The following is a 25,531-nucleotide window of genomic DNA, read 5'->3' on the forward strand; positions in this document are numbered from 1 at the left end:
AATGTTCTCGAGCACATAAAATTACATAAAACATTTTTTTTTACTTAAAAAGATAGAATATCTACAAATTAAGCAGCGATTAAAAAGATCAGCAAATTTGAGGGTTTTTTACTTGAAATGGTTGTTTGTGGCTATTGTTGGTGTTGTTTTATTAAAACTTTATGAAATTCGTAATGATAATATAGGTCAAATGATAATTCATCAGGCTTTTCTTATTGCTTTAAAACAATTTTAGGCAATTTTATTTTTATTTGAGTTGTGTTTTTTTTCTTGAATTTTAAACTACTTTAGTAATCTCGAAAAAAGCAAAAAAAAATGACCTTTTTTGTGTCATTTTCTATTTTTGAAGAAATAAAAAATTAACAAATTTTAAGAAATATAATTGTGAAAGAATATCAAGTAATTTTAGTAGAGAAACAAGAGCAAAATTCTGATGAAATTTTAGATTTTAAGACCTGGGAAAAAGCAAACTGTTTGACTGATTTTTGTTCTCCTTGGAAAAGTGATTCTATTTCTAAAATTGAATTTAGAGCTTGCTGGGATCTTGAAAATCTCTTTTTTAATTTTAGAGTTTTTGATACTGATGTTTATATTGATAAAAAAGATGATAGTATTGATAGTATCGGAAACTCAGATAGAGTAGAGCTCTTTTTTAGAAAAGATGAGAAATTAAGTCCTTATTATTGTCTCGAAATGGATGCTGAAACAAGAACTATGGATTTTGAGGCTTACCCAGACAGAAAATTTGATTTTAATTGGAATTGGCCAAAAGATAATTTACACTTAAAAGCTTTAAAAGATGAAAAGTCTTTTACCGTGGAAGGTAAGATTAGTATAAAATCACTTGAAGAATTAGATTTGATTCAAAATAACGTAATTGAAACCGGTGTGTACCGAGCTAAATTTTCTAAAGCAGGAAATGGAGCATACGAGCCAACCTGGATTTCATGGGTAAATCCAAATACCGAAACGCCTAATTTTCACATTGCTTCTTCTTTTGGCAGATTTATTTTGATGAAATAGGTTTTTATGAAAAAAAGGTCCAAAGGTTCAAAGAGGCAGAGGTTCAGAGGTTTTAATAAAAAAAAACTAATCTGCTAAATTTGCGTGCCATTTTTGGTTTGCAGATTTAGCAGATTAGACTTTTAGTGTATATATGATTTCAAAAAAAAACGTAGTGTCTTCGCAACAAAACGGATTAAGCGTAAAACGAAGCATTTTCGACATTAATAATATCGATAGGCAGTAAAATAGTTTCAGGAATATCTTTTCTAAATAAAAAGTGTTCGACTAAAGTGCTGACACCTAAATAAGCTTGTCTTTTTTGATTTTGATGAATTAAAAAATGAACTAATCCTTGATTCAAGAAGTTTACATTCTTTTCAATTAAATCATAACCAATAATTGCGATTTTTTTATCTTTTGTAGAAGTCAATAGAGAAGCTATTTGATACGCTTTAGAAGTCGTGATAAAAATACCGCTCAAATTAGGATTCTCCTCTAAAAAAGCGGTGAATTTAGTCTCGATGTTAGAGTGTTTTAATTTTAAAGTCGTTAAATTGAAATCAGAAAGATTTTTCTCTTCAAAATAATTTCTAAAACCTTGCTCCTTTTTCTGCATGTGAACTGCATTTTTAAGGCTCTCGTCAATATGTATAATTGCAATTTGACCTTTTGGCAAAATCAAATTCATTAAACTAGCAGCAACACGACCGCTTTTGTACAAATCTTGCCCAACAAAACTCTTGATAGAAGAAGATTCAACCTGGTTATTAAAAGTATTAACCATAATATTCAATTCGTCGTACTGTTTAATAATTTCAAGAGTTTCTTTATGAAATAAAGGCGCTATTAAAACAGCATCAGGCGATTGATTGATAATTTTTTCGTTAGTGCTTAAAAATGATTTAGTACTTTCTGGATTAAAATAGTGCGTTTCAATAATAACGCTGTAAGCCTTAAACTCGGTTTTTGCATCTTGAATACCATTTACACATGGCAGCCAGTACGGATCTATTTCTGGATCAGGCAGCAAAACACAAATACGATAAATCTTATTGTTTTTTAAATTGCGAGCAATTAAGTTAGGTTCATAGTTAATCACATTCAAAACCTCGTTTATTTTGTCAAGTGCTGTAGGAGAAACCTTCCCTCTGTTATGCAAGACTCTGTCAACAGTTCCTTTAGAAACTCCTGCCATTTTTGCAATATCCTTAATTGTGTACTTTTTATCCATATAAGCAAATATAGAAACTTTGATTTGATTATTTAAAATAGCACTTCATAATTATTTAGTGTGCTCGAGGACATTTTTAAAGTGTGTTCGAGCACATTTTTTTAATTTTACTTGTTTTATAAAAATATAATCGATAGTTTCGTGGAGTTAAAATTGAAAATCAAAAAAATATCCATAACCAAGAAATCATTATAAACTATTGTTATATAATGATTTAATGACTCTTTTTAAATGAAAAAAATTACTTCATTAGCCCCAGGTCGGACATGTCTCTTTGGAGATCATCAAGATTATTTAGGATTGCCTGTTATTGCCTGTGCAATAGATCGAAATATAAAACTAACCGCAGAACAAAATAACTCCAATACTTTTGTTCTAAACATGATCGACATTGATGAAGTTAGAACCATTGATATTAACGCTGCTTTTGAGAAACTAGAGCCTCGTGATTATTTTGCTTCATCACTGCGCGTACTGCGCAGATACGGTTGTGTGCCAAACACAGGTTATAATATTACAATTACCGGCGATATTCCAATAAACTCTGGAACATCAAGTTCGTCAGCCTTATTGATGGCTTGGATTCGTTTTTTAATCGATGCCTTTGGAATTGATCATGAAGTGACTCCTGAATTCCTGTCGAAATTGGGATATGAATCTGAAGTTTTAGAACATGGAGAACCGGGCGGAATGATGGATCATTTTAGTATTGGAGTAGGAAACATCGTGTATATTAATACAAAACAACCTTTTTCTTATAGAATTATTGGAACAGGATTAAAAGGCTTAATCACGGGAGTTTCGGGAGTTCCTAAAGAAACAATTGGTTTGATCGGAGAAATAAAAGGAAATGCATTGATGTCAATAGGTATTGTCAAACAAAATTTCCCAGATTTTGATCTGCATGCCTCAAAAATTGAAGATTTTGATCGCTATCGAAATTGTCTGCCAGATCGTTTAATTCCGTTTTTTGAAGCTGCTCTTAAAAATTATCACTATACAAAAGAAGCTTTAAAAGAGTTTGAAAAACCAGTTTTAGATCTTAAAAAAATTGGAGAATTAATGAATCAGCATCACGAAGTTTTACGTGATTTATTAAAAATTACAGTTCCTCGAATTGATGCTATGATTAATGCTGCCTTGAGAGCTGGTGCTTACGGAGCTAAAATTGTAGGTTCTGGCGGCGGCGGAAGTATTGTGGTAATTGCAGATCCGCAAATTGAAGACTCAGTAATCAAAGCTATTTTAGACGCTGGAGCACAGGAGGCATATGCTGTAAATGTAGATCCGGGAGTAAGAACTATAGAAAACATTGAAATTTAAAAAATAAGTATGCACAACAATTTAGTTATTCTTGCGGGCGGAGCATCATCCCGTATGAAAAAAGAAGCAGTTTTAGATAATTTATCACCCGAAGAAATAGCGCAAGCCAATGAAAGAAGTAAAGGTCTAATAGGAGTTGGTTCAAGCGGAAGACCTTTATTAGATTATCTTTTATTAAATGCAAAAAAAGCAGGTTATACCAATATCTATATTATTATAGGAGAACAGGGAGAGTTATTTAAAGAGTTTTACGGAAGTAAAAATGTAGATAATGATTTTCATGGACTCAATATTTCATTTGCAGTACAATATATTCCTGAAGGAAGAGTAAAACCATTTGGCACTGCTGATGCTTTGTTTCAAGCCGTAATGCAGTTTCCTGAGTTAAACCTGCAAGAATATTCAGTTTGCAACAGCGATAATTTATATTCAGCAGAAGCCTTGCGAGCACTTCGTGAAACAAATAGTCCAAATGCATTTATCAGTTACGATCGTGATGCGCTCGATTTTCCGCTTGAAAGAATTTCGCGTTTTGCAATCGCTAAATTAGACGAGAATAATCAGTTATTGGATATTCTAGAGAAACCAACAGCAGCCGATTTAGAAAATTATAAAGACGTTGATGGAAAAATAAGAGTAAGTATGAATGCTTTTAAATTTAACGGAAGTACTTTGTATACACATCTTAAAAATTGTCCGGTAAATCCAGAACGCGATGAAAAAGAGCTTCCTACAGTGCTTTTGAACTCAGTAAAAGAAAACCCTGGAACAACATTAGGAATTCCATTTTCAGAACATGTTCCCGATTTAACCGCAAAAGAAGATATTGCAGAAGTAAAAGAATATCTTAAAAAGTATTACCCAGTTTTGAACTGGGAATAAAAATTAACAAAAAATTTATATCTAATTTAGGGCAGAATACAACATATTAGATTACTTTTGCAATGCAAAAAAAATGCATAAAAATGCATAAAATACGCATACCGATTGTGAGTGTTGGTACTAAATTTAGGTTGAAAATAAAAAAACTATTAACTATCAACCCAAAAGTATTATGTCAAACATTGAAAGCGCCATACAAATAAACAAAAGGAGTGCAATTATTCCAATGGTCATTCTGACCGCTTTGTTTTTTATTCTCGGATTTGTAACGTGGTTAAACGGACCACTAATTCCGTTTTTTGAATTAGCTTGCGAATTAACCTCTTCTCAAGCGTATTTTGTAACTTTTGCTTTCTACATTGCCTATTTTGTAATGGCAGTTCCATCCTCTTGGGTAATCGAAAAAGTAGGTTATAAAAATGGTATTTCATTAGGATTACTTATCATAGCCGCTGGAGCATTTATGTTTTACCCAGCTGCAGAAAGCAGAACTTTCTTATTGTTTTTGATCGCTTTATTTATCATGGGAACTGGTTTGGCTATATTACAAACAGCAGCAAACCCGTATGTAGTTGTAATAGGACCTAGAGAAAGTGCTGCTGCAAGAATTAGTGTTTTAGGAATTGCAAATAAGATGGCCGGATTTGTTGCGCCAATTATATTAACAGCTTTAGTGTTGTCAAACATGCAGGACTTTACTGCAGATAAAATTGCGCTGTTGGATTCAGCTTCAAAAGCAAACGCTTTAAATGCTTTAGCTTTGCAATTACAGACACCGTATATTTATATGGGGCTAATTATTGTGGTTCTTGCAATATTGGTAAAATTATCACCGCTTCCTGAAATTGATTTGGATGAAGATGGAAATATAACAAATTTGAGTATTTTTAAGCAAATTAAAAACGCATTTAAACGCCCACAATTAGTATTAGGAGTTGTAACTTTGATGCTTTATTTAGCAGCCGAAGTTTTAGCCGGAGATTCTATAGGAGGTTTCGGAAAACAATTGGGAGTTTATGGTGATGATGGGAATTTTTATTTAAAATTAACTTCATTTACAATGTCGGCAATGGTTGTGGGATATATTTTAGGAATATCACTAATCCCAAAATACCTTTCTCAGGTAACTGCTTTAAAAGCTTCAGGAGTTTTAGGTATAATTTTGGTTTTAGCAATCGTTTTGATCTCGCCAAATATAATGGTACAATTGCCGGGAGTTCCAAATTTGCCAGTTGTAATACTTTTAGTAGCATTACTAGGTTTGGCAAATGCACTTTGCTGGCCTGCAATTTGGCCAATGGCGCTTGAAGATCTAGGCGGATATACAAAAATAGGAAGTGCCATTTTGATTATGGGTATCATTGGCGGTGCAATCTTTCCTTTGTTTTACGGTCTGATTACAGAAACTATAAACGCATCAAATATCGCAGATGGAACGCAGGCGGTTTCTAAAAGCGGAAACCAAATTGCTTATTTAATGCTGCTGCCATCTTATTTAATGATTCTTTTTTATGCAGTAAAAGGTCATAAATATAGAAGTTGGTGAATAATGAGAAATTATAATAAACTACTATATCATGTTAAAAAGTAAAATCGACAAAGCAACAGGTTTCGAAAAGCGATTCGAAAACATCAACACAGTTGTTTTTGAAAATTCGAACGAAGCTTCAAAAGCAGTTGCTCAAGAAATTGCAGCTTTAATTCAATCGAAACAAAAAGAAAATCAACCTTGTATTCTAGGTCTTGCAACAGGTTCTTCTCCAAAAGGACTTTATGCTGAACTAGTTCGATTGCATAAAGAGGAAGGCTTGAGTTTTAAAAACGTAATCAGTTTCAACTTAGATGAATATTACCCGATGGAACCAAATTCTATCAATAGTTATGTTCGTTTTATGAAAGAATTACTTTTTGATCATGTCGATATTTTACCAGAGAACGCCCATGTTCCTGATGGACTTTTAACTAAAGAACAAATTGCTGACTATTGCCACGAATACGAAGCAAAAATTGAAGCTTTAGGCGGAATCGATTTACAGATTTTAGGAATTGGAGGAAACGGACATATCGGTTTTAACGAATCAGGTTCGCTTCAAAACTCTAAAACACGTTTAGTAGCTTTAGATCATATTACTAGAGTAGCGGCAAGTAAAGACTTTTTTGGATTGAACAATACACCAAGAACTGCAATTACGCTTGGAGTTAAAAAAATCATGGAAGCCAAAAGAGTTATCTTACTAGCTTGGGGTGAAGGAAAAGCAAATATTGTAAAAAGATCAGTTGAAGACGAAGTTACAAATCGTGTTCCAGCTTCTTTCTTGCAAGAACACAATAATGCCGTTTTTATTTTAGATAAAGAAGCATCTTCAAAACTTACAAGAATCAACAAACCTTGGCTTGTTGAGAAAATTGAATGGACTGATAAATTAACAAGAAAAGCAGTTTTAGGATTGGCATTAGATCTTAAAAAACCAATTTTAATGCTTACTGATGCTGATTATATCGAGAACGGAATGAGCGATTTATTAGCTGATTCAGGTCCGGCATACGATACTAATATTAAGATTTTTAATAAATTACAAAATACAATTACAGGCTGGCCAGGCGGGAAACCAAATTCAGATGATGCAAATCGTCCTGAAAGAGCAGAGCCTGCTAAAAAACGTGTCTTGATTTTCAGCCCGCATCCAGATGATGACATCATTAGTATGGGAGGAACTTTCATGCGTTTGCAAGAGCAAGGACATGAAGTACACGTAGCATATCAAACTTCTGGAAATATTGCTGTTGCTGATGATGAAGCACTGCGTTTTGCTAGATTCGTAATTGATTACAACGAAAAATTCGGAATCAAAAGCGAAGAGGCTGATAACATCTACAAAAAAGCACAAACATTCTTAGAGAATAAAAAGAATAGTGAAATTGATATTCCTGAAGTACGTTACATTAAAGGATTGATCAGAAAAGGTGAGGCGAGAGCAACAAGTCATTTTGTTGGATTGCCAGACGAGCAGATTCATTTCATGGAACTTCCGTTTTATGAAACAGGAACAATTGAGAAAAAACCAATTGGGCAGGAAGACATTCAGTTAACAATGGATTTAATTGAAAAAATTAAACCGCACCAAATCTATGCAGCAGGAGATTTAGCAGATCCACACGGAACACACAAAGTTTGTTTAGATGCTATTTTTGAAGCAGTAAAAGCTTTAAAACCAAAATCATTCATGGATGACTGTTGGTTATGGTTATACCGCGGAGCTTGGCAGGAATGGGGAATTGACGAGGTTGAAATGGCCGTACCAATGAGTCCAGACCAAGTTTTAGCTAAACGTCACGGAATCTTTAAACACCAATCTCAAAAAGACGGTGTTGTTTTTCAAGGAACAGATGCTAGAGAGTTCTGGCAGAGAGCCGAAGACAGAAATGCAGAAACAGCAGCTTTGTATCACCAATTAGGTTTGGCTACTTATGCAGCTATGGAAGCTTTTGTGAGATGGCATTACTAAGATGCTAAGGCACTAAGGTTCTGAGGCACTAAGATTAAGTTTTTATTCGCCACTAATTCACGAATTGTACTCAACTTAATTCGTGAATTCGTGGCGAAAATTTTTTAAAATCTTCTATCTCGATAGTTGTCGGGAGTAGTGGAATAATAAAAAATAATAATAGCTTTGTACAAAATAGAAGCAAGAAAGAGAATGAATCTATATTCTCTTCTCTTGCTTCTTTCTTCTTAAAAAAAATGGAACAAGACAAAAAACTTCTCATAAAATTAGCCCATACCAAAATGCCTTTCGGAAAATACGAAGGTCGTTTTTTAATAGATTTACCTGAATATTATGTGGTTTGGTATCATAATAAAGGATTTCCAAAAGGAGAATTAGGGCAGCAATTACAGCTTATTTACGAATTGAAGTTAAACGGGTTAGAAGAACTGATTCGAAATATAAAGAAGCAGTATCCTAAGTCATTAAAATAAAATTTAATTTTTCAAAATCTCATCAAGTACGATGAGATTTTTTTGTTTTGGAATAATATTAATTGTCATTTTAAAACTTCTTTTGATTTGGTTCATTATGGTTTTTGTTTAATAAAATAAGAAAAAAAATACATTTATTGTTTTTTATATCCAAAAAAAGTATATGTTTGTAGGAATTAACTTTTATTTGATATTGTATGAGAACTAGAAAGGTAAATTTTTCAGAATTAGAAAATAATATGAAAAGAGAAGAAAGAAGGAATATTCTTGGAGGTGGTGCTAATAAACTGGATCAATTAGGACCTTCAGATGATACGGATTTTGATTATTCTAGTGGTGGCAGCGGCTTTGGGATGACTGGATTTGGACAAGGTCCTTTTGTTAGCGGAAGTGCTAATAATTTTTCCCAATTAGGTTCTTATGGAAGTTCTTCTTATAATAACTCATCATATACTGGAGGTTCTTATGGAGGAGGTTCATATGGAGGAAGCAGTTCAGGAAGTAATTACAATGCAGGTTGGAGTTTTACTAATAATGGTTTAACAACAAATGATCCATATGCTATTGATCGTTATTTGACTTTTGCTTTTAAAAATAATGGTATGCTTTCTGGTGATCAGGCACTCACTTTTATTTTAAATGAAACAACCCTCGCAGGGCAGCAGCAAAATAATATTCAGTTGTATGGTACGATATTAGATAATGTAAATGTACAAAACAACTATAAAGGACCAAGTACTATACCTATAGGGACAGTAATTGATAATGTGACACTTTTTATAAACAATTCCGGTGTAACAAGTGATACTTATAGTAATGGGGCTTCGACGCCAACTTCGTTGGGTATGGCTATTCATGGAAGCGCTTTTAAGCCCACGGCTCTTGAAGCTGCATACCTGTCTAAAGCTGTTTATGGAGATGCAGTAACTGAAAAAGATCTTAATGGTTGGGAAGTTTCAAAAATTGCAACTGGTTTAAGTTACAATAATCTAGGTTCTGGTTTTAGATCACAATTGTATGAAAAGACAATAAACGGAAAAAAGCAATATTGTTATGTAACTGCAGGGACAGAAAGCAGTGTAGCAGATGTAGCTGCTGATGTGATTCAACAGGCAGGAATTTCGTTGCAATATCAAGAATCTGTAAATAATGCAAAGGCACTAAAAGCCCTATTTGGAGATGCTTTGTCTTTTGCAGGTCATTCATTAGGAGGGGGATTGGCGGAAGCCAATGCTCGTGCTACGGGAGAAAGTGCAACGACTTTTAATGCAGCAGGCTTAAGTTATTCAACAGCAATAGTTTTAGGAATTGGATTTATTTCTGATACTAATGCATATATAATGACTACAGATCCACTAAATGCATTGCAATCATCTAGTTTATTATTGCCGACTGCGGGAGGTGAAAAACATTTTTTATCGCCGACAAATACAGCAGGAACAATAAATGGGCATAGTATTGATTCTGTGATTGAATCACTTAAAAAGAATCCATAATATTTTATATGATGATAAAAAGGTTGAGTTTTTTGATGTTAATTATTCTTGCATCATGTAATTGTGTTGAAACACATTTAACAGATGAAGAGCGTATATGGTTCAAAGCATATGAAAAAGGGCAAATCATAGTTTTTAAAAGTAATTTAGGTAATATTGATACTTTAGTTGTAACTAATAAAACTGAAATATTTGGAAATAAAGAATGTAACTGGTATGAAATTGGAACAATACAGAATAATATAATCAATATCGATTTAAAATCTAAAATTTGTAGGAATGAGCCCTATTGTACAGGTGGGATTTCAATTAGTAAAGATAAACAGGATGAAAAAAGTTTTCCTAGTTTTAGCTTTTTAGGTTTGATGTATTCTAAAATATATCAAACAGAAGAGCCTATAATGAAATCTGTAAAATTGACTTCTAATAATAAAACATATCCCTATGCTTTATATTTCGAGGATAAAGTGAATGCAAATAATTTTGGAAATAATTATTTAAAATCTTTTTATTGGGATAAAAAAGAGGGCTTGATTAGATATGAATCTCATGAGGGGGAGATTTTTGAATTGTTAAAAATTACAAAATGATTGTTCTAAAAAGAAGAATAATTGTTTTAGTCATTATTCTGTTTTCTATTGTCATAAATTCTTGTGGTAAATGTGTAGAAACCAACCTGACAAAAGAAGAACGTGCGTGGTTCTCTGTTTATGAAAAAGGACAAACAATAGTTTTTAAAAGTAACTTAGGTAATATTGATTCTCTTTTAGTAACGGATAAAATGGAAACTTTTGGGAATAAAGATTGTAACTGGTTTGAAATAGGGACTATTCAGAATAATATGTTAAATATTAATTTAAGGTCAAAGGTTTGTAAAAATAAAGATTTCTGTGAAGCGATTATAATGATTAGTAAAGATCAACCAAATCAAGAAGCGCTACCTTTTTTTAGAATTTTTGGGTTAGAATTCTCCCTTAACTCAGGATCAAATAAAATGATAACTAAAAAAGTAAATTTTGATTATGTAGAACTTGAATATTCAGATGTTTGTTATTTTGAAGATAACTTAAATTGCAATAGTTATGGCAGTAATTTTTTGAAATCTTTTTGTTGGGATAAAAAAGGCTGGCTTGATTCGCTATGATATGGTTGATGGAGAAGTTTTTGAGTTGTTAAAAATTGTGAAATGATTATTCAGAAAAGAGGAGTAGTTGCTGGTGCTGATAATGCGTTGATAGAGATGTACACTGTAGCTTCAAATCACTGGGTTGATTATATGAGATCTATACAACAATAAAACATATGAAATATAAATATGAAGATTGGATAATGCATTTTTGTTTAGTATTAGTATATGTAATTTTTTGGTTAATAATGCTAATTAAAGTTCATAATCCAAAGGATTTCAGTAAGAAAAACAGCTATTCAAAGAGTTTGTCTGTAAGGTTTTATATAGCTACAACAATTATTATGCTCGGTCTGATTTTTTTGTTAATAAAAGATTTTATAAGGTTATATAATCAATAATGATAATTTCTGCACATTATATTCTGTAGACAAAAAAATATAAAGATTTAGTAGTTGAAGCGTTTAAAAAGAATTTATAATAATTTAAGATAAAAAGACATGAAATTTTATATTCTTTTTTTAAGCTTTCTGATTATTTCTTGTAATAAGAAAAGTATAGATACTACAAAAACGACAAATTCTGCAAGTTATTTTAGAGAAAAATTATACAATAAAAAATTAATGGATAGTCTAGATAATTTAGCCTTAAATAATGGAGATACCATTGCATATAATGAATTAAAGGGTATATACTATGTTGGAGAGCAAAAGTTTACAGGTTTCTTATATCATGCGATGATAATGTCTAACAAATACAATTATAAGAAAGCTTCATTTGATGTTTATGATATTCTTACTTCTAATAATAAAATTTTAGATCGAAAAACAAAAGAGTTGGCAAATGAATACTTATCAAAAAGTAAAAAATAAGCTTCTGTTGTGAGATGAACTGGATACAAATGGCGATAATTTAGGAGGTCATAGCTTAGGTACGATGATAGCAGCCTTAAAAGTAGTTCCAAACCCAAGGTAAGATGAAAAATAATATATTTTGGATTTTAATTTTATTTCTGCTGCTTTTAAATTCTTGTGGTAAATGCATAGAAACAAACTTGACCAATGAAGAGAAAGAATGGTTTTCAGTTTATGAAAAAGGACAAACTATGATTTTTAAAAGTAATTTAGGTCATTTGGATACTCTTGTAGTTGCCGAAAAAGTAAAACAACATAACAATAGTGATTGTAATTATTATGGAATAGGTCCAATGCAACCTGAAATAATGTTTATTACTTTTAAGTTAAAAAACTGTAATAATGAATCATATTGTGAGGGAGGAATTTTTATAAGTAAAGACGAAGCAGATAAAATTTTTAATCCTAGTTTTAGGCTTTTTGGTTTGTCTTATTCACAAGCATTTGCAAATTTACTTTCCAAAGAAACGTGGTGTGTACTAAAAACAACTAAAAGAAAATATACAAACGTATATGTTTTTGAAGATGGAATAAATGCGAAAAGCTTTGGAAGAGGATATCTAAAATCTTTTTATTGGGATAAAAAGGAAGGGTTGATCCGTTATGATACAAGTGAAGGAGAGATTTTTGAATTACTAAAGAAATAAGATACATAAATGTTCAATTTTCCTCACGAGTACCAGCTGGATGCAAAAGATTGTGGGCCTACTTGTATAAAAATAATTGCTAAATATTACGGCAGGTTTTACAGCCTGCCTTTTTTACGCGATTTATGCGGCATTACTAGAGAAGGAGTTAGTTTTTTAGATTTAAGTGATGCCTGCGAAAAAATAAGTCTGCGTACTAAGAGTATTAAGACAGATTTTAATACCTTAAAAACAATTCCACTGCCATGTATTATACACTGGCAGGATAATCATTTTATTGTAGTTTACAAAATAAATCATAAGCAAGTATTTGTTTCAGATCCTGCAAAGGGTTTATTGAAATACTCTCATGAAAATTTTAAAAATGGCTGGCTGAAAGAATCTAAAACCGGAGCAGTTTTAGCAATAGAGCCAATGGCTGATTTTAAACAGCGTTCAATAAATGATAAAATTGAAAGACGAAAAACATTTGAAAATTTCTTAGGTTATTTTACCCCTTACAAAAAAAGTTTTATAAACTTATTTGTGGTAATGCTGATCGTAACAGTTTTACAGGCATTTTTGCCTTTTATTTCAAAAGCCGTTATAGATGTTGGAATTCAGACTAACGATTTAGATTTTATTGATCTTGTTCTAATTGCTAATATCACAATCATTGTCAGTATTCTGCTAAGCAATATGATACGTGATTGGATCTTGCTTCATCTTACCTCAAGAATCAATATTTCATTAATATCAGACTATCTAATTAAATTAATGAAACTGCCAATTACTTTCTTCGAGAATAAATTAATTGGAGATATTTTACAGCGAGCACAAGATCATGAACGTATTCGTGATTTTATAATGAATAATTCTCTTAATTTTATTTTTTCCATTTTAACCTTTTTCATTTTTGGAATTATTTTGTTTATATACAGCCCTATTTTATGTTTGATTTATGTCATTGGGAGTATATTATTTATTAGCTGGGTCTTATTCTTTTTGAGATTTAGAAAAAAACTGGATTGGGAGTATTTTGATGTTCATACTAAAAATCAAAGTTATTGGGTAGAAACAATAGGAAGTATTCAGGATATTAAAATCAATAATTACGAAAAGCAGAAAAGATGGAAATGGGAAGCTTTGCAGGTTCAATTGTTTAAAATTGATCAAAAGATATTACGAATTACAAATGCCCAAAATCTGGGAGCACAATTTATCAATCAATTAACCAATTTGGTAATTACCTTTTATTGCGCAAAATCTGTAATCAAAGGCGATATAACTTTTGGGGTAATGATCTCTACTCAATTTATAATTGGAATGTTAAATGGACCCGTTATGCAGTTTATTTCTTTTATACAATCAGGGCAATATGCTAAGATAAGTTTCTTACGCTTAAATGAAATTCATGAATTGGAGAACGAAGAAGAAAATGATATTAATAATAATATAAAACTGCCAGAGAATAAAAGTTTGTTTTTAAGAAATGTAAGTTTTCAGTATAGTCGTAATGGTGATTATATTTTAAGTAATCTATCGCTCATGATTCCTGAAGGTAAGGTTACTGCAATTGTTGGTGACAGCGGAAGCGGAAAAACCACTTTGTTGAAATTAATTCTAAGATTGTACAAACCTACTCATGGAGAACTTTCGATGGGAAATTTAAATATCCAGAATATTAATTTAAAACAGTGGAGAGAAAGTTGTGGTGCAGTAATGCAGGATGGTAAGATTTTTAGTGATACTATTCAAAATAATATTGTTTTAGACGATGAAAATATTGATTATGAAAGATTGAAAAAAGCAGTAACAGCTGCAAACATAGCAACTGAAATTGAAGCAATGCCAAAAGGGTATCAAACAATGATGGGAGAAAATGGAAGAGGCCTGAGTGGCGGACAAAAACAGCGTGTTCTTATTGCAAGAGCTTTGTATAAAGATCCCGATTATCTGTTTTTTGATGAAGCAACTAATTCACTTGATGTCATTAATGAACAAAAAATTGTTGTTGCATTGGAAGAAATATTTAAAAATAAAACTGTAATTGTTGTAGCGCATAGATTAAGTACAATTCGCAAAGCAGATCAAATTATAGTATTGAAAAATGGATATATCACCGAAATAGGAAATCATGATATGTTAATGACTCGCGAAAACGGGCACTATTATCAATTAGTTAAAACGCAAATGGGAGATACGGTAAATGGCTAGTAAAGGATTTCATAAAACACTTAATGAAAATAGAACTGAAGAAGCTGCTTCAATAATCGAAAGAATGCCAACTAAATTTGGTACAACAATCAGCGGAATTGTTATTGGATTGGTTTTGCTTTTGCTTCTCTTTGGCTGGTTAATTAAATATCCATCAATTTTATCCGGGCAGATTGTTATCAATACACAACAAGCTCCAGTAAAGCTGATTGCTTCGACTTCGGGAAATATCATTTTATTAAAAAACAAATCAGGAGTAAAAGTAAATGCAGGAACATATTTAGCGTATATAAAGAATGAAGCAAATTTAAATGATGTTCAATTATTAGATAAGTTGCTCTTTAAGACTAATATTCACCAGATTACTTACAATGAACATCGTCATTTGTTTCCTGAAAATTTATCTTTGGGTGAAATAAACAACAAATATTTTAATTTTTTAAATTCACTATATCAATATTTAGATTACTCAGTACAACAGCCTTATGAGTTTCAAAAGCAGATAAATCAAAAGTTATTGGAGTTACAGCAAAGTAAGTTTTCTCAATTAAAAAGCGATTTTAAAAATCAAGAAATCAAATACAAAATATCGCAGAGTCTTTTCAAAAAGGATTCGATATTGTTTGAGAAAGAGGTAACTTCAAAAGCAGATATTGAGCGATCTATTATTGCAAAAGCCAATAGTATTTTGGACTACAATGCTATTGACAAAGAAATTAATAATACAAATTATCAAATAAAAGAAACTCAAAACAAAAGCCAAGTTATCGCAATTGAAAAAGCGGTAAAAGAAAGAGAACTAGTTGTTAATTTGTTCAACAGTTACTATGATTTAATAGATGCCGTAAAAAAATGGGAACGTACTTATGTTTTTGTCTCTCCTATTAATGGTAAAGTCGATTTTTTGAATTTTATTAAAAGTAACGACTATATTCAATCGGGACAAGAATTGTTTAAAATCGTGCCAGACAATAATGAATTAATAGGTCAGGTTAATTTACCAGAAAATGGTGCAGGAAAAGTAAAGGCTGGGCAAGGTGTAATTATTAAGTTGAATAATTATCCGTATAATGAGTATGGCTCAATAAAAGGAAAGGTGAAAAGGATTTCACTTGCAACAAATCAACAAACGCTTTCAGATAACCAGAATAAAATCAATTCTTATCTTGTAGATGTTATTCTGCCATCAGGTTTGAAAACCAATTATGGGGTAGAATTAAACTTTCATGCCGAAGCAAAAGGAACTGCAGAAATTGTTACGGAAGATAGAAGATTAATAGAACGATTTTTTGATAATTTGAGATATAAATTGAAATAGTCTTTGTTAATTTGGAAATGAAAAGAGTTATTTTAAAAAAAATAGACAAGTGAAAATATCAGTTTTTAAATTAAAGCAAAGAAATGTTGGAAATTTTTTAAAGTTGCATTTATTTGTTATTTTGTTTACTCAAAGTTCTTTTTCTCAGACTAGTGATGAAAAGAAAATTATGATTGATGGCGAAAAAGCTTTTTCAGAAAATAACTTTACATTAGCAAAAGATATTTATTCACAAGCAGTAAAGCTTGATGAGAAAAATAGAAATTTTTGGTATAATCTAGCCGCTTCTGAGCTAGCGTTGGGAGAGCGCGAAAATGCCTGCGAACATTTTTATCAGGCTTATTTATTGAATGACGGAGAAGCATTAAAGGCAATAAAAGAAAATTGCCCGAATTTTAGAAATGGTTCAATCATGTCAGTAAACGATGTTGACGAAAAGCCTAAATTTATCTATAAAGATAAAGAGTATTTACTTTGTGAAAAAGGAGTGTTAAGTTCAAAATTCGTTAATTATATCGCAAAGGAATTAAGGAATTCTAAGATACTAGGGAAGAAAGCAGTAGGTCGAAAGGTATATGTACAAATAGGAATAAGTAAGGCTGATGCTTTAAATATAGAAGTGCTTAAAGTTACAGGAAATCAGGAAGATGTTTCAGCTATCAAAGATGAGGTTATGTCTGTTTTTAAAAATTCGGCCAGCTATATTTCAGCTAAAAATAAAGGTGTAAATGTAGATTTATGGGAAAAATGGGCTATTCCATTAAGTTTTTAGAATAGTACTTTCGTTTCATGAAAAAAGCAAGCTTTATTAAAATCGAATTTTATAGAAAAATAAACTACACAATATCTTTTTAGAGATAATCCTCAAAAAAATCTCTAATAAAAAGTTAAAATTATCGATTACAAAACCAAGTAATCGTTCTGTTTAAAAATTTGCAAATTATCTCATTCTCGAATTGATAAATTGTCTAATTAAATTTGTACTTTTGCCAAGTTTTTTACACAACTACATACAAACAACAACAGAATGAATCAAACAAAATATATTTTTGTTACAGGAGGTGTGACTTCTTCATTAGGAAAAGGTATTATCGCGGCATCTTTAGCAAAATTGTTACAAGGAAGAGGATATCGTACAACAATTCAAAAATTTGACCCGTATATTAACGTGGATCCAGGTACTTTGAATCCGTATGAGCATGGAGAATGTTATGTAACTGATGATGGAGCTGAAACAGATTTAGATTTAGGTCACTACGAACGTTTCTTGAATGTTCCTACTTCTCAGGCAAATAACGTAACTACAGGAAGAGTTTATCTTTCGGTAATTGAAAAAGAAAGAAGAGGAGAGTTTCTAGGAAAAACAGTTCAAGTTGTTCCTCATATTACAAACGAAATCAAAGACAGAATGCAATTGCTGGGTAAATCTGGCGATTACGATATTGTTATTACTGAAATTGGTGGAACTGTAGGCGATATTGAATCTTTACCTTATATAGAATCTGTTCGTCAATTAGTTTGGGAATTAGGTGAAAATAACGGAATTGTTATTCATTTAACATTAGTTCCTTATTTGGCTGCCGCAGGTGAGTTGAAAACAAAACCAACACAGCACTCTGTAAAAACATTGATGGAAAGCGGTATTAAAGCTGATATTTTAGTATGTAGAACAGAGCATGAATTGTCTCAGGAATTACGTCAAAAACTAGCTTTGTTTTGCAATGTTAAAAAAGAAGCAGTAATTCAATCGATCGATGCTTCAACAATATACGAAGTTCCAAATTTAATGCTTGAAGAAGGATTAGATGTTGTGGCTTTGAAAAAATTAGATTTACCTAAAAAAGCGTCTCCAGATTTAAAAAACTGGAATACTTTTTTACGCAGATTAAAAAATCCAAAACATACCGTTAATATTGGTTTGATTGGAAAATATGTAGAAATGCAGGATTGTTACAAATCTATTTTAGAGGCGTTTATTCATGCAGGAGCTGCAAATGAAACTAAAGTAAACGTAATTTCTATTCACTCAGAGCATATTAATGCTGATAATATCGAAGAGAAATTAGGAACTCTTGATGGAGTTTTAGTTGCTCCAGGTTTTGGAGAAAGAGGTATTGAAGGAAAAATTGAAGCAGTTCGTTATGCACGTGAAAATAACATTCCGTTTTTCGGAATTTGTTTAGGAATGCAGATGTCTGTTATCGAATATTCTAGAAATATTTTAGGTTATGCAGATGCTAACTCAACAGAGATGAATGAAAAAACAGCTCATCCAGTTGTAAATTTAATGGAAGAGCAAAAAACAGTTACGGACAAAGGTGGTACAATGCGTCTTGGAGCTTGGAAATGTGATATTAAACCAAATACTTTAGCACATAAAATATATGGTGAAACAACAATTTCAGAGCGTCACCGTCACCGTTATGAGTACAATAACAAATATGCTGATGAATTGCAAAAAGCAGGTTTAAAAGCTTCTGGAGTTAATCCTGATACAGGATTAGTAGAGATTGTAGAGCTGGAAAATCACCCATTCTTTATTGGTGTACAATACCATCCAGAATATAAGAGTACAGTTGCAAACCCACATCCAATTTTCGTAAACTTTGTGGCAGCTGCAGTAAATGCGCATAAAAAATAATAATTAATATTCTAGAAGATGTAACTTTTGAGTTAAACTCATTACTAATAGCTTCAACGAATAACTTTTTTAAATTATAATGGAAGAAAAAAAAATAGACCTTAATTCAATCATTGGTTTTGTATTGATATTCGGAATTTTGATTTGGATAATGTATCAAAATCAGCCTTCTGAGAAAGAAATTGCTGCTGAGAAAGCCAAGAAAGAATTAGTTGCTAAACAAGAAGCTCAAGCTCAGGCCGATAAAGCAAAAACTGCTGTTGCATCAACCGTTGCATCAACTCCTGGTGATACATTACAATTAGCGCAATTGCAAAAAACATTAGGTGGTTTCGCATATTCAGCTGCACTTCCTTCTGCAAAAGAGTCTTTTACAACAATTGAAAACGAAAAGATTAAACTTAAAATCGCTAATAAAGGTGGTTATATAGTTGAAGCTACGCTTAAAGAATTCAAAAAATTTGAGAAAAATTCAGGACAATTAGTTGAATTAATCAAAGATAATAATGCTAGTTTAAATATTAAGTTACAAACGATTGACAATAGAACTTTAAATTCTAAAGATTTATTTTTTGAACCAACTTTAGAAAAAATTGGTGCAGATCAGGTTTTATCGATGCGTTTGAAAGCGGGAGCTAATGAATTCTTAGAGTACAAATATGTATTAAAACCAAACGATTATTTAGTTGGTTTTGATATCCGTTCTCAAGGATTAAATAGAGTTTTAAATTCTGCTAAGCCATTGGATTTAGAATGGGATTTAAAGACATATAGAAACGAAAAGAGTATTTCTTATGAAAACCGTTATGCTGAAATTTATTATGAGCATGAAGATGGTAAGATAAATTATGCAGGTTTAGGTAAACATGAAGAAGAAACTGTTGAAAAAGTAAGTTTTATAGCTTACAAACAACACTTTTTCACATCTATTTTGTTAACTGAAAAACCATTTGCAACTTCTAAATTAGAGTCTACTAATTTGGTAAATGATGAAAAAATCGATACTGTTTTCACTAAACAATTTAAAACCAATGTGCCTTTAGCGTTTTCTAATGGTGAAGTTGATTATAAAATGAGTTGGTATTTTGGACCAGCAGATTATAAAGTATTAAAATCGTACGATAAAAATTTTGAGAAAATCATTCCTTTAGGTTGGGGAATTTTCGGTTGGATTAATAGACTTATTTTTATTCCATTATTTGGATTCTTAAGTTCAACAGTTGGATTGTCTTTAGGAATTGCTATTATCATTTTTACAATAATTATTAAATTGGCTATGTCGCCAATTACTTATAAGTCATTCTTGTCACAGGCTAAAATGAAAGTTTTACGTCCAGAGATTACAGAGTTGGGAGAAAAATTCAAAAAAGACCCAATGAAGAAACAACAAGAAACAATGAAACTTTACAATAAAGCAGGGGTTAACCCAATGGCAGGATGTATCCCGGCATTGATCCAGCTTCCATTTATGTATGCATCATTCCAGTTCTTTCCATCAGCTTTTGAGTTGAGACAAAAAGGTTTCCTTTGGGCAGACGATTTATCATCTTTTGATGCAATTGCAAAGCTGCCTTTTCATATTCCATTGTATGGTGATCATATTAGTTTGTTCCCAATTTTGGCGGCAATTGCAATTTTCTTCTATATGAAAATGACTTCAGGAGATCAACAAATGGCAGCGCCTCAGCAAGAAGGTATGCCGGACATGGCAAAAATGATGAAAATCATGATTTATGTTTCGCCATTAATGATGTTAATTTTCTTCAATAGTTATGGTGCTGGTTTAAGTTTATACAACTTTATCTCTAATTTAATTACAATAGGAATCATGTTTGTAATTAAAAACTACATTGTAGACAGCGATAAAATTCATGCTCAAATTCAAGAAAACAAATTGAGAGAGCCAAAGAAACCAAGTAAGTTTCAGCAGCGTCTTCAAGATGTAATGGAGCAGCAAGAAGCTGCAAAAGCACAGAATAAAAAGAAATAAGAAAGTAAAAAAATCTCGATTCAGTCGAGATTTTTTTATATCTATGCTATACTTTATGAACCTCATTTTCGTTAAAGTTTAAAATTGATTACAATATGATTTATAAAAAAATAATAGTAGGATTACTTTTCTTAAGCACCTGTTTTTTATCTGCACAAGATTTTAATAAAAATGACGCAAATGGTAAGAAAGATGGAGTTTGGAAAGGAGTTTATGAAGTATCTAAACGTCCTCGTTATGAAGGAACATTCAGTCACGGAAAAGAGACAGGTGTTTTTAAATTTTTTGATGATACCAAAAAAGGCGATGTTATTGCAACACGTGATTTTACAGCAAATGATGGAAGTTCGTACACTACATTTTTTGATCAGAGTAAAAATAAGGTAAGCGAAGGCAAAGAGGTTGGAAAAGCGCATGAAGGCGAATGGAAGTATTATCATAAAGCTTCTAAAGTAGTTATGATGCTTGAAAACTACAAAAATGGAAAATTGGAAGGGATGAAATTAATTTATTATCCTGATTCGAAAATTGCCGAAGAAATGACCTATAAGAATGGATCTAAAGATGGGGTTTATAAAAAATACGGGCAAAATGGAAAACTTTTAGAACAAACAACTTATAAAGATAATTTGTATAACGGAGATGCTGTTTTTTATGATTCTGATGGAGCAGTAGCTTCAAAAGGGAAGTTTGTAAACGGTAAAAAAGCTGGAATGTGGCAGTTTTATACCAACGGAAAGCTATTGAAAGAAGTTAATATGAGTGATCCTAAAAGTAGTTATCAAGCAGACTCAAAACCAATAAAAGAATAAAGAATTTACTGCAGCGTATTTTTTTGCCGCGAATTTCCCTAATTTCCACGAATTGTTTTTTTAATGAAAATTTGTGCAAATTGGTGTAATTCGTGGCAGACTTTTTTTGTTTAATCTAAAATTAGAAATTTGTAGCAAACTTTTTTCTAAATTTGATTTACTAATACTTTAAGTAAATGGATTTAAACGAACTTGTTGGACGATTTTTACTATTGTTTTTTTCAATTCTGCTTTTGTATTTTTTCTCTAACAGAAAAGATAATGAAACCATAAATCCACTGATGGTTATTGTTGGACTTTGTACTTTTTCACTATGTTATTTGTTTACTAAAATTGAAATTGGAGTTGGAATTGGTTTTGGCTTGTTTGCCATTTTTTCTATTCTAAGATTTAGAACACAATCTTTTACTGTAAATGCAATAATTTTTCTTTTTGCTACCATAACGCTTTCGATTTTAGATATTATGTATCCTTTCGAAAAAATAGAGATTCTTTTATTTTTTCAACTTATAATAATCGGTTTTTATATCGCAGCTTCGATGATAGTCAATAAAAAAGCTTCAAAGTATTTGAATACTGTAGATGTAAAAATCCCGCTGATAAGTAATTTTTCTTTAGAGAATGGAAATGTTAGAAAAGCAATTCAAGAAAAAATTAATCTTGAAGATTTTGACTTTAAAATTGTTTTGGTCAATACCGTTTCAAACGAAATCGATCTGTTGGTTTTTTATTGATTATTCGTTAAACGGTCTAACCTGTTTGATATAAAGATCTCTGTTTTCTCCCACAATTTTAAATTCGATATCAACTGGATGATAGGTGTTTTTTCGCCAGTAACGATACATTTTTTCTTCAATTTTACTGCTCACAAGAAAAAGCCTGCTCATTTCTTTTCGGCTCAGCAAAGGCTCGTTATTGTTTAAATTTGAAATCGAAGTATAATCAATATCAAAATCGTCATCATTAGTTCCAGAATTAAAATGATAAGCAACAAATTGCTCACAGATTTCGCCTTTTTCGGGTTTTACAACAGAGTTTTCGCCTTTTTGGATATTGACTGTAATACCTGGAAAGTTTTCTCTAAAGATGTTTTTTGTAATGATAACACCATTGGCTAATTCATCAGGAAAAGAGCGGTGTACTAAAACTCCCATTGCAATATTATGCTGATCGATTCCAAAAAGTTCTCTTTCGTTATAGGAAGCCTCGTTCCAAACACTTGCCCAGACTTGTTTAATCGCTTTTTCAAAAGTTTTAATACTGTCGCCTAAAATTCCGGTTTTAGAATCGTATAATCCTGCGCCATTAAAATCATCAAGATCTTCGGCATTAGTTGAGGAGCGAAATCTAAAATTTTTGAATTGAGCATTTTTAAAAACAAGATTTAATTTTGCTATTAATTCAGGGTCGACAGGTTCTTTTTTAATGGCATCTCTAATTTTTTTCAATTGCTTGTTTACCCAAACAGTTGAATCTTTTTTTGAAGAATTTAAAAGGTCATTTATTAATGGTGAAATTGATTCTTTCTGAATGTGTTTTGTATAAAAATAAAACGGAATTGCATGTGCATTTTCTGGTGTTTTAAATGGAATTTCTTTCGAAACAGCTATCAAATATGCCATATTTTGAGCTTTTGATCCAATATAATTCACTCCCTTTTTTGGGATTTTTGATAAATCAACGAGATCAGTAACGGTGTTGTCAATAGTAAGTTTCTTCTTTTTTGAATTTACCTTTTCTACTATCTTTTTATCGGTTTCTTTGATGAAAAAAGTATCAACCTCAATTTTTAATTCCACTTTTTTTGAAAGCAGTTTATTGATGTTTTCATCTTTAAAAACCTTTGTATAAGCCATAATAGGAATCTTTCGGTTTTTGCCTAATAGAACTAAATGGCTCAGCGGTGTTTGCAGCTCATTTACAATAATCCCTCTTACGTTGGGTAAAACATCGGGTGTACCGTCTAAAATTACAATTTCGTTTGAGTTTGGTTTTCGGCTTCCTAAATCTTTGATTTTGTATTGTTTTAAAATGCCGACATTATTCCCAGAAACCACTTCTTGGTAGATAAGTTCATTAAAAATATAATCTGATTTTACGCAGGGAATTTTAAACTTATTCTGCTGAAACCATTCCATTTGCTCGGGATTGTTCAAATAGAATTTTAAATTTTTTCCAATAAAAGTCGAGTTTGTTACAAGATTAAAAAAACGTTCTATAAGCGGAATCGGCATATGATCTGAAGCTGCCAATTCAAAAATCCATTTGTCAGTTCCTTTAATATGATTTAAATTTCCGAGTAAAAAATCACGGTCTTTTTGAGTATTGCTGTAGTTTTCATTATTAAAAACTTCTAAATCTTGATTGTAATGCAGATAATTTAGTGCGAAATCATAATGAAGAGGAATCAACGTACTGTTGAAATAATACATTTTCTGTTTTCGTAAATCATAGATTACTTTTACAGATTCTATATTCGAAAATTTATCAGACAAAGGTTTTCCTCTAAATGCCTTAAAAGCTTCATAATCTGATAGCGTTGACGAGTGCTTTTGAGCACTTAAAGACATCAAAACAAAATAGAATAACAGAGTGTAAATGTATTTTTGCATGACGATTTTATTGAATAATAAAAGTAATTAATTAAACAATAAGTTTTATCTACCGCAGGATTATATAAACCAATTAAAACTACTGCAATTATCTATAATTTGGCTTACCTTTGCACCCTTGTAAAATATAAACATTTTAAAATGAAACGTGTAGTTGTTGGTCTTTCAGGTGGAGTAGATTCTAGTGTTGCAGCTTATTTATTACAGCAGCAAGGATACGAAGTTATTGGGCTTTTTATGAAAAATTGGCACGATGACTCAGTTACTATTTCTAACGAATGTCCTTGGTTAGAAGATAGTAATGATGCTTTATTAGTAGCTGAAAAACTTGGCATACCGTTTCAAACTGTTGATTTAAGCGAACAATACAAAGAAAAAATCGTTGACTATATGTTCAATGAATATGAAAAAGGAAGAACTCCAAATCCTGATGTTCTTTGTAATCGCGAAATCAAATTTGATGTTTTTATGAAAATTGCATTAAGTCTTGGTGCAGATTATGTTGCAACTGGACATTATTGCCAAAAAAGTGAAATTGAAGTTAATGGAAAAACGGTATGTCAATTAGTTGCCGGAAATGATGTAAACAAAGATCAATCTTACTTTTTATGTCAATTATCGCAAGAACAATTATCAAAAGCTTTGTTCCCAATTGGAGCTTTAACTAAACCAGAAGTTCGTGAAATAGCTGCTGAAATGGAATTGGTTACAGCCGAAAAGAAAGATTCGCAAGGATTATGCTTTATTGGAAAAGTACGCCTGCCAGAATTTTTACAGCAAAAATTACAGCCAAAAGAAGGTAAAATTGTTCAGATCGATAAAAACGATCCAATTTACAATATCGAAAAACCAACTGGTTTATCACTTGAAGAAGAATTAAAATTAGAAGCTCAAAAACCGAAATATATTCCAACAATGGGAAAAATAATGGGTAATCATCAAGGAGCACATTATTTTACTAACGGACAACGAAAAGGTTTAAATGTTGGAGGTACCACAGATCCTTTGTTTGTTATTGCGACTGATGTTGATACCAATACTATTTATACAGGATTAACGAGCAATCATCCAGGTTTATTTAAAAAAGCCTTGTTTGTTGGGAAATCTGAAATACATTGGATTCGCACAGATTTGACTTTGAAAACTGGTGAAACGATGGAAGTAATGGCTAGAATTCGTTACCGTCAGCCTTTGCAAAAAGCCACTTTGCATCAATTTGAAGATGGAATGTATGTTCGTTTTGAAGAGCCTCAATCTGCCATTACCGAAGGTCAGTTTGTAGCTTGGTATTTAGAAAATGAATTAGTTGGTTCGGGAGTAATTTCTTAGCTTTATACTTTTTTACGGGGTTTTCCTTTT

At 31.5% G+C, this 25,531-nt stretch carries 21 protein-coding genes; 19 read left to right on the top strand and 2 right to left on the bottom strand.

Going from position 1 to position 25,531, the window contains the following annotated elements; translation table 11 throughout:
• The first annotated feature begins 384 nt into the window (after positions 1–384).
• Positions 385–1,023 (top strand): sugar-binding protein, encoded by a 639-nt coding sequence (locus ACHRV0_RS08355; protein ID WP_395440492.1) that lies wholly within the window; start codon positions 385–387, stop codon positions 1,021–1,023.
• A 175-nt stretch (positions 1,024–1,198) separates the two neighbouring features.
• On the opposite strand, the gene ACHRV0_RS08360 is transcribed toward ACHRV0_RS08355, so the two are convergent.
• Positions 1,199–2,236 carry a LacI family DNA-binding transcriptional regulator gene (locus tag ACHRV0_RS08360; RefSeq protein ID WP_395440493.1) on the bottom strand — a complete coding sequence of 346 codons (1,038 nt, stop codon included), beginning with the start codon at positions 2,234–2,236 and terminating at the stop codon, positions 1,199–1,201.
• A gap of 231 nt (positions 2,237–2,467) precedes the next feature.
• Here ACHRV0_RS08360 and ACHRV0_RS08365 point away from each other — a divergent pair, with 231 nt between their 5' ends.
• The 17 genes from ACHRV0_RS08365 to ACHRV0_RS08445 all read left to right on the top strand — a co-directional run bounded on the left by ACHRV0_RS08365 (position 2,468) and on the right by ACHRV0_RS08445 (position 22,294).
• The gene (locus ACHRV0_RS08365; protein ID WP_395440494.1) at positions 2,468–3,559 is read left to right on the top strand and encodes a mevalonate kinase; all 1,092 of its coding nucleotides are present in this window, start codon (positions 2,468–2,470) and stop codon (positions 3,557–3,559) included.
• Between the two features lie 9 nt (positions 3,560–3,568).
• Positions 3,569–4,441, top strand: coding sequence for a sugar phosphate nucleotidyltransferase (locus ACHRV0_RS08370; protein WP_089056566.1), 873 nt, complete (start codon positions 3,569–3,571; stop codon positions 4,439–4,441).
• A 172-nt stretch (positions 4,442–4,613) separates the two neighbouring features.
• A complete protein-coding gene (locus ACHRV0_RS08375; RefSeq protein ID WP_395440495.1) occupies positions 4,614–5,987 on the top strand; it encodes a sugar MFS transporter in 1,374 nt (457 codons plus the stop codon).
• A gap of 31 nt (positions 5,988–6,018) precedes the next feature.
• Positions 6,019–7,947, top strand: coding sequence for a glucosamine-6-phosphate deaminase (nagB, locus tag ACHRV0_RS08380; protein ID WP_089055122.1), 1,929 nt, complete (start codon positions 6,019–6,021; stop codon positions 7,945–7,947).
• A gap of 236 nt (positions 7,948–8,183) precedes the next feature.
• The gene (locus ACHRV0_RS08385) at positions 8,184–8,420 is read left to right on the top strand and encodes a DUF3820 family protein (RefSeq protein WP_395440496.1); all 237 of its coding nucleotides are present in this window, start codon (positions 8,184–8,186) and stop codon (positions 8,418–8,420) included.
• A 197-nt stretch (positions 8,421–8,617) separates the two neighbouring features.
• A complete protein-coding gene (locus tag ACHRV0_RS08390; protein WP_395440497.1) occupies positions 8,618–9,916 on the top strand; it encodes a hypothetical protein in 1,299 nt (432 codons plus the stop codon).
• Positions 9,917–9,948: 32 nt separating this feature from the next.
• Positions 9,949–10,506: a hypothetical protein gene (locus tag ACHRV0_RS08395; RefSeq protein WP_395440498.1), complete on the top strand. Its 558-nt coding sequence runs from the start codon at positions 9,949–9,951 to the stop codon at positions 10,504–10,506.
• Positions 10,503–11,060: a hypothetical protein gene (locus ACHRV0_RS08400; protein ID WP_395440499.1), complete on the top strand. Its 558-nt coding sequence runs from the start codon at positions 10,503–10,505 to the stop codon at positions 11,058–11,060. The genes ACHRV0_RS08395 and ACHRV0_RS08400 overlap by 4 nt, the downstream gene beginning before the upstream one ends.
• Positions 11,061–11,665: 605 nt before the next feature.
• A complete protein-coding gene (locus tag ACHRV0_RS08405; RefSeq protein WP_395440500.1) occupies positions 11,666–11,914 on the top strand; it encodes a hypothetical protein in 249 nt (82 codons plus the stop codon).
• Positions 11,915–12,018: 104 nt separating this feature from the next.
• Positions 12,019–12,603 carry a hypothetical protein gene (locus ACHRV0_RS08410; protein ID WP_395440501.1) on the top strand — a complete coding sequence of 195 codons (585 nt, stop codon included), beginning with the start codon at positions 12,019–12,021 and terminating at the stop codon, positions 12,601–12,603.
• A gap of 9 nt (positions 12,604–12,612) precedes the next feature.
• Positions 12,613–14,799: a peptidase domain-containing ABC transporter gene (locus ACHRV0_RS08415; RefSeq protein WP_395440502.1), complete on the top strand. Its 2,187-nt coding sequence runs from the start codon at positions 12,613–12,615 to the stop codon at positions 14,797–14,799.
• Positions 14,792–16,117 carry an HlyD family efflux transporter periplasmic adaptor subunit gene (locus ACHRV0_RS08420; protein ID WP_395440503.1) on the top strand — a complete coding sequence of 442 codons (1,326 nt, stop codon included), beginning with the start codon at positions 14,792–14,794 and terminating at the stop codon, positions 16,115–16,117. The genes ACHRV0_RS08415 and ACHRV0_RS08420 overlap by 8 nt, the downstream gene beginning before the upstream one ends.
• 49 nt (positions 16,118–16,166) lie before the next feature.
• Positions 16,167–16,889, top strand: a complete 723-nt coding sequence (locus ACHRV0_RS08425; protein WP_395440504.1) for a tetratricopeptide repeat protein — start codon at positions 16,167–16,169, stop codon at positions 16,887–16,889.
• Between the two features lie 255 nt (positions 16,890–17,144).
• Positions 17,145–18,758: a CTP synthase gene (locus tag ACHRV0_RS08430; RefSeq protein WP_089055120.1), complete on the top strand. Its 1,614-nt coding sequence runs from the start codon at positions 17,145–17,147 to the stop codon at positions 18,756–18,758.
• A gap of 79 nt (positions 18,759–18,837) precedes the next feature.
• Positions 18,838–20,748, top strand: a complete 1,911-nt coding sequence (gene yidC / locus ACHRV0_RS08435) for a membrane protein insertase YidC (protein ID WP_395440505.1) — start codon at positions 18,838–18,840, stop codon at positions 20,746–20,748.
• Between the two features lie 95 nt (positions 20,749–20,843).
• Complete coding sequence (locus tag ACHRV0_RS08440; protein WP_395440506.1) at positions 20,844–21,560, top strand: toxin-antitoxin system YwqK family antitoxin; 717 nt, start codon at positions 20,844–20,846, stop codon at positions 21,558–21,560.
• 176 nt (positions 21,561–21,736) lie between these two features.
• A complete protein-coding gene (locus tag ACHRV0_RS08445; RefSeq protein ID WP_395440507.1) occupies positions 21,737–22,294 on the top strand; it encodes a DUF4956 domain-containing protein in 558 nt (185 codons plus the stop codon).
• Here the strand turns inward: ACHRV0_RS08445 and ACHRV0_RS08450 are convergent, their stop codons facing one another.
• Positions 22,295–24,172 (bottom strand): PEP/pyruvate-binding domain-containing protein, encoded by a 1,878-nt coding sequence (locus ACHRV0_RS08450; RefSeq protein WP_395440508.1) that lies wholly within the window; start codon positions 24,170–24,172, stop codon positions 22,295–22,297.
• A gap of 141 nt (positions 24,173–24,313) precedes the next feature.
• Here ACHRV0_RS08450 and mnmA point away from each other — a divergent pair, with 141 nt between their 5' ends.
• Positions 24,314–25,501 (top strand): tRNA 2-thiouridine(34) synthase MnmA, encoded by a 1,188-nt coding sequence (mnmA, locus tag ACHRV0_RS08455; RefSeq protein ID WP_395440509.1) that lies wholly within the window; start codon positions 24,314–24,316, stop codon positions 25,499–25,501.
• Positions 25,502–25,531 lie beyond the last annotated feature (30 nt).

It is taken from the genome of Flavobacterium sp. FlaQc-30 (assembly GCF_044005885.1).
Lineage (GTDB): Bacteria > Bacteroidota > Bacteroidia > Flavobacteriales > Flavobacteriaceae > Flavobacterium.